This is a genomic window from Burkholderia sp. Tr-20355, from assembly GCF_017104685.1.
GTDB classification, from domain to species: Bacteria; Pseudomonadota; Gammaproteobacteria; order Burkholderiales; family Burkholderiaceae; genus Burkholderia; species Burkholderia seminalis.
The window spans coordinates 1-5,634 of record NZ_JAAGPK010000285.1 but is presented as its reverse complement, the minus strand read 5'-3'; the positions used below and the strand labels follow the sequence as shown (position 1 = coordinate 5,634).

Sequence of the window (5,634 nt, the reverse complement as noted above, 5' to 3'; positions counted from 1 at the left end):
CGCGCTGATCAACGCGCTGCGCGTCGAGCCGGCGCTCGGATCGCCGTCGCGCGGCGGGCTGCCGGCCACCATCGCGCGCCGCGACGGCGACGGCTGGCGGCTGTCCGGCCACAAGCTCTACAGCACCGGCATTCCGGCACTGCGCTGGCTGGCCGTGTGGGCGCGCACCGACGAACGGGAGCCGCGCGTCGGCGTGTTCCTCGTGCCGCGCGACCGTGACGCCGATGGCGAGCGCATCCGCGTGATCGAAAGCTGGAACCACCTCGGCTTGCGCGCATCGGGCAGCCACGAAGTCGTCTTCGACGACGTGCGGCTGCCGGCCGATCACGCGGTCGACGTGCGTGCACCGGGAGAGTGGGCCGTGTCGGCCGCGACCCATGCGGATGCCGACGCGCAGGCCGACCAGCAGGCGTGGATGGTCGTGCTGCTCGGCAGCCTGTACGACGCGGTCGCGCGGGCGTCGCGCGACTGGCTGGTCGAATTCGCGACGACGCGTGCGCCGAGCGGGCTCGGTGCGCCGCTCGCGACGTTGCCGCGCGTGCAGGAAGCGGTCGGCGAAATCGAGGGCTGGCTGCACACGAACCGCGTGCTGCTCGACGATCTCGTCGCGCGCACCGATGCGGGCAATGCGCCGTCGGTCACGACGAGCGGCCTCGTCAAGCGAACCGTGACCGAGCACGCGATCCGCACGGTCGAGCAGGCGTTGAAACTGTCGGGCAATCATGGGCTGAGCCGCGCCAATCCGCTCGAACGCCACTATCGCGACGTGCTGTGCAGCCGCGTGCATACGCCGCAGGACGACGCGATCGCGGTGGCGGCGGGGCGGGCAGCGCTCGACGCGGCGAGCGCGAGCGACACGACGGCCGGGGCGGGCGCAGCGCCACGCGACGACGCCGAACGCGGTCGACCCGATGCGTGAGCGCGGCAGGGTTGCCGCGCAGGGAAACCGGGCGGCGCGCAGCAGGCGCCGCCCCGTCCGGTCAAGCGGCCTTGCCGTGCGACTGCTCGGGTACCGCGAACGCCGTGCGCGCATGCGCGGCAACGGCCGCGAGCGGCGCGTCGAAGCGGGCCGCATCGTGCCGGCGCAGCAGCCACAGATCGATCTGCGGCTTGAAATCGGCGAGCGGCACGATGTCGAGCGCGTCGCGCAGCGGGCTGCCTTCGACGAGCGGCAGCGGCATCAGCCCGATACCGAAGCCGTTCGCGACGCTCTGCAGTTGCAGGTCGCGGCCGTAGGCGTCGAGCGTGACCGGCATCGGCAGGCCCTGCGCGTCGAGCGCGCGCCGCAGCCCCGCGCGAAAGCCGCAGCCGTCGGGATTGAGCACCCAGCCGCGCGCGTGGCAATCGGCGAGCCGGTAGCTGCGGCGCGGCCAGTCGCCCTTGCGGCCGACCGCGACGAGCCGCGTGGCCAGCAGCCGTTCGCCCTCGACGTGCGCCGGCAGCACCATCTCGCGTGCGAGGAACACGAGCGCCGCGTCGAGTTCGCGGCGCGCGACGCGCTCGACGAGCGCGCCGCCCCAGGCCGTCGCGACCTGGGTCGCGAGCGCCGGCCACTGCGCGGCGAGTTCGGCGATCAGGGCGGGCAGCATCAGTTCGCCGAGTCCCTGCGTGAGCCCGAGCCGGAATTCGCCGGCGGGCGGCTGCTCGCCGGCCGTCAGCTCGCGCAGCGCATCGACCTCGCGCAGGATCGCGCGACACTGCTCGAAGACCCGCCGGCCGATGTCGGTCGGGCGCGGCGGCTTCGTGTTGCGGTCGAGCAGGGTCACGCCGAGCGCTTCCTCGAGATTCTGGACGCGCCGCGTGATCGCGGGCTGCGTCATCCCGAGCTCGGCCGCGGCCTGGCTCAGGGTCTGGCAGCGGACGACCGCTGCAAAAGCATCGATATCGCTAATTTTCATGTTTGTTCTGCATGGTCTTTCGGGTGCATCATGACGATCCATCATATTCGGCATCATATTCGAGGAGACGGCCGATGAGTACGCTTTCGTTGCAGCAGACGCCGCTGCGTCCGTTCGTCGACGGTCTGGGCACGCTGCTCGCGTCCGGCGCGAACGAGGCGCGCATTCTCGACGAGGGCGGCGCGCTGCTCGCCGCCCTCGTCGAACACGACGACTGGTTGCCCGACGCGTTCGCGCAGCCCGATCCCGAGCGCTATCGGCAATACCTGCTGCATCTCGACCCTGACGAGCGGTTCTCGGTCGTCAGCTTCGTGTGGGGGCCCGGCCAGACGACGCCGATCCACAACCACACGGTGTGGGGGCTGATCGGGATGCTGCGCGGCGGCGAGTTCTCGCAGCCTTACCGGTTCGACGCGGCAGGCAAGCCGGTGCCGGCCGGCGACGCCGTGCGGCTGGCGCCGGGCGAGGTCGAAGCCGTGTCGCCGCGCATCGGCGACGTGCATCGCGTGACCAACGCGTTCGCCGATCGCGTGTCGATCAGCATCCACGTGTACGGCGCGAACATCGGCAAGGTCGAGCGTGCCGTGTTCCTGGACGACGGCACCGTGAAGCCTTTCGTGTCGGGCTATTCGAATGCCTGACGCGGAGCCCGTCGGCGCGGCCCGTGCGGGCATGCGCCGGCAGCACCCGGATCGACCCGTTTCGCTTTTTTCACCGACTTCAACGTTTTCAGAGACATCGTGACGCAATCCGCCGATTCCCTTTCCCGTTTTCCCGTCGCGTCGTACCAGGAGGTGCGCGCGCGGCTGCTGGCCCGCGACGAGCTCGCGCTGATCGACGTACGGGAGGAAGATCCGTACGCGCGGGGCCATCCGCTGTGGGCCGCCAATTTTCCGCTGTCGAAACTCGAACTCGACGCGTGGACGCGGATTCCGCGCCGCGACACGCCGATCGTCGTGTTCGGCGAAGCGGGCGGCGAGGATCTCGCGCCGCGCGCGGCCGAGAAGCTCGCGCAGCTCGGCTACACCGACGTGCGGTTGCTCGACGGCGGTCTCGCCGGCTGGCTGGCCGCGGGCGGTGAACTGTTCATCGACGTGAACGTGCCGAGCAAGTCGTTCGGCGAATGGGTCGAGGCCGAGCGTCATACGCCGTCGCTTTCGGCGCAGGAGGTGCAGGCGCTGATCGATGCGAAGGCCGACGTCGTGATCGTCGATGCGCGCCGGTTCGACGAATACCAGACGATGACCATTCCGACGTCGACGAGCGTGCCGGGCGCGGAGCTCGTGCTGCGCGTGCGCGCGCTCGCGCCGAATCCGGCGACGCAGGTGATCGTCAACTGCGCGGGCCGCACGCGCAGCATCATCGGCACGCAGTCGCTCGTCAACGCGGGGCTGCCGAATCCGGTCGCGGCACTGCGCAATGGCACGATCGGCTGGACGCTGGCCGGCCAGACGCTCGAGCATGGCGCGGCGCGCCGCTTTCCGGACGAGATCGACGCGACGCAGCGCGCGCAAGCGCGCCAGGCCGCCCGGGCGGTGGCCGAACGCGCCGGCGTGCCGCGGATCGCGCTGCCCGACGTCGCGGCGCTCGACGAGCCGGGCCGCACTCTGTACCGCTTCGACGTTCGCACGCCGGAGGAATACGAGGCCGGCCACCTGCCGGGCTTCCTGAGCACGCCGGGCGGCCAGCTCGTGCAGGAGACCGATCATCACGCGGCCGTGCGCGGCGCGCGAATCGTGCTCGCCGACGACGACGGCGTGCGCGCGGACATGACCGCGTCGTGGCTCGCGCAGATGGGCTGGGACGTGCGCGTCGTGGAACCGGCCGGCGCGGCGGCGTTCGGCGAGCGCGGCCAGCCGCCGCGCGACGTGCCGGCGACGCCGCCCGCGACCGAGGTGTCGCCCGCGACGCTCGCGGGCTGGCTGAAGGAAGCGGCGCCCGGCGAACTCGCGATCGTCGACGTGACGGCCAGCGCGAATTACGTGAAGCGCCATGTTCCGGGCGCGTGGTTCGCCGTGCGTGCGCAGTTGCGTGACGCGCTTGCCGCGATCCCGCCGGCGAAGCGCTATGTGTTCACGTGCGGATCGAGCCTGCTGGCGCGGTTCGCGGCGGACGATGCGCGCGCGCTGCTGCCGGCGTCGGCCGGCATCTCGGTGCTGACCGGCGGCACGGCCGCGTGGATCGACGCCGGACTGCCGCTCGAAAGCGGCGAGACGCGTCTCGCGTCGCCGCGCGTTGACCGCTACCGGCGCCCGTACGAAGGCACCGACAATGCGGCCGCCGCGATGCAGGCGTATCTCGACTGGGAATACGGGCTGGTCGACCAGTTGAAGCGGGACGGCACGCACCACTTCAACGTGATCTGACCCATCGGTGCGACCGGGCGGGCCGCGCCCGGTTCGCGCGTGTCAGCGCTTGAACGTATCGACGGCCGTGCGGCCGACGGCCGGATCGTCGGTGAAGAAGCCGTCGATACCCGCGCGCAGGTACGCCTGGATCTCGCGCACCGAGCCCGCCGTGTTGCGCGTGGCCGGCGTGCCGCCATCCTTCAGCGACACGGGCAGGAAGTTGTTCTCCGGGCGGAACGTGTACGGATGCACGACGAGGCCGGCCTCGTGCGCGTCGCGCACGTACGGTGTCGGCTGCTGCAGCGTGCCGTCCGCGGCGACCGCGATGATCGACGTCTTGTACGGCCCCACGCCGTTCGCATAGGTCGCGATCTCGCGCATGCCGTCGCGCGTCGACAGGTCGCCGTAGGTGCGCTTGTCGTTCGCCTTCACGAAGTCGTACGGGCGCTGGCCGGCTTCGTCCATCAGCTGCACGAGCTTCCAGTTCGGCTGGGTCGACTTGATCCGGTTGCGGATCGTCTTCAGGTTCGCGACCTCGAACGACTGGATGTAGACGGTCGCCGTGCGCGACGTGTAGGTATCCTTCAGCAGCGCGTCGACGAGACGGTCCTCGAGCGGCAGATTGATCGACTGGAAGTAGGTGGGATGCTTGGTTTCCGGATACAGATGGATCGTGCGGCCGGTCTGCGCGGACATCTGCTTCGCGAGCGCGACGATCTCGTCGAACGTCGGGATTTCGAACTGGTCGTTGTACGCGGTGTTCGCGGGGCGCACCTGCGGAATGCGCTCGCGTGCGCGCAGCGTCTTCAGTTCGGCGAGCGTGAAATCCTCGGTGAACCAGCCGGTCAGCTGCGCGCCGTCGATCGTCTTGGTCGCCTTGCGGCTCGCGAACTGCGGCAGCGCGGACACGTTCGTCGTGCCCGAGATCTCGTTCTCGTGGCGCGCGACGAGAACGCCGTCGCGCGTCGACACGAGGTCGGGCTCGATCACGTCCGCGCCGTCCTCGATCGCCTTGCGGTACGACGCCAGCGTGTGTTCGGGGCGCAGCGCGCTCGCGCCGCGATGGCCGACCACCTGGACCTTCGCGGAAATCGGCTGGGCGGGATCGCGCGTCAGATCGTCGCCGCCGCACGCGGCGAGCAGGAACGCGGCGGCACAGGCGAACGGGACGTAGCGCGGAGAGGTCGGGCGCTTGAAGAGCATGTCGATGAACCTTCGAAACGGGAGTCGGAAAAGGGGCGGTCGGTCCGTCGGCGCGGCAGGGGGCCGTGCCGCACGGGATCGAACGGTGCGCGATCGTCGCACCGAATAATTACATATGTATTACTTCGACCTTTCCATTCTGCTTTTTCAGGTCGCGATGCGCGTGGAGGGAGCGTCGACGATGG

5 protein-coding genes are annotated in these 5,634 nt (G+C 70.4%); 3 read left to right on the top strand and 2 right to left on the bottom strand.

The window, feature by feature from the left end:
- On the top strand, nt 1–919 hold a 919-nt coding region (locus G3N62_RS34130; protein WP_206141478.1), incomplete at its 5' end, for an acyl-CoA dehydrogenase.
- Between the two features lie 61 nt (nt 920–980).
- Here G3N62_RS34130 and G3N62_RS34125 read toward each other — a convergent pair.
- The gene (locus G3N62_RS34125) at nt 981–1,955 is read right to left on the bottom strand and encodes a LysR family transcriptional regulator (RefSeq protein WP_185733047.1); all 975 of its coding nucleotides are present in this window, start codon (nt 1,953–1,955) and stop codon (nt 981–983) included.
- A gap of 17 nt (nt 1,956–1,972) precedes the next feature.
- Between G3N62_RS34125 and G3N62_RS34120 the strand changes: the two genes are divergently transcribed.
- Together G3N62_RS34120 and G3N62_RS34115 are read left to right on the top strand one after the other, a co-directional pair.
- On the top strand, nt 1,973–2,539 hold the full coding sequence (locus G3N62_RS34120) for a cysteine dioxygenase (RefSeq protein ID WP_034191515.1): 567 nt from the start codon (nt 1,973–1,975) through the stop codon (nt 2,537–2,539).
- 99 nt (nt 2,540–2,638) lie between these two features.
- The gene (locus G3N62_RS34115) at nt 2,639–4,264 is read left to right on the top strand and encodes a rhodanese-related sulfurtransferase (RefSeq protein WP_206141477.1); all 1,626 of its coding nucleotides are present in this window, start codon (nt 2,639–2,641) and stop codon (nt 4,262–4,264) included.
- A gap of 42 nt (nt 4,265–4,306) precedes the next feature.
- Here the strand turns inward: G3N62_RS34115 and G3N62_RS34110 are convergent, their stop codons facing one another.
- Entirely contained in the window at nt 4,307–5,449 is a 1,143-nt protein-coding gene (locus G3N62_RS34110) for a glycerophosphodiester phosphodiesterase (RefSeq protein ID WP_034191513.1), read from the bottom strand.
- Nucleotides 5,450–5,634: the final 185 nt, after the last annotated feature.

Bases quoted from the DNA above. Each gene is read 5' to 3' on its own strand.
- G3N62_RS34125 (WP_185733047.1), bottom strand. From the start codon at position 1,955: ATGATGCCGAATATGATGGATCGTCATGATGCACCCGAAAGACCATGC.
- G3N62_RS34120 (WP_034191515.1), top strand. From the start codon at position 1,973: ATGAGTACGCTTTCGTTGCAGCAGACGCCGCTGCGTCCGTTCGTCGAC.
- G3N62_RS34110 (WP_034191513.1), bottom strand. From the start codon at position 5,449: ATGCTCTTCAAGCGCCCGACCTCTCCGCGCTACGTCCCGTTCGCCTGT.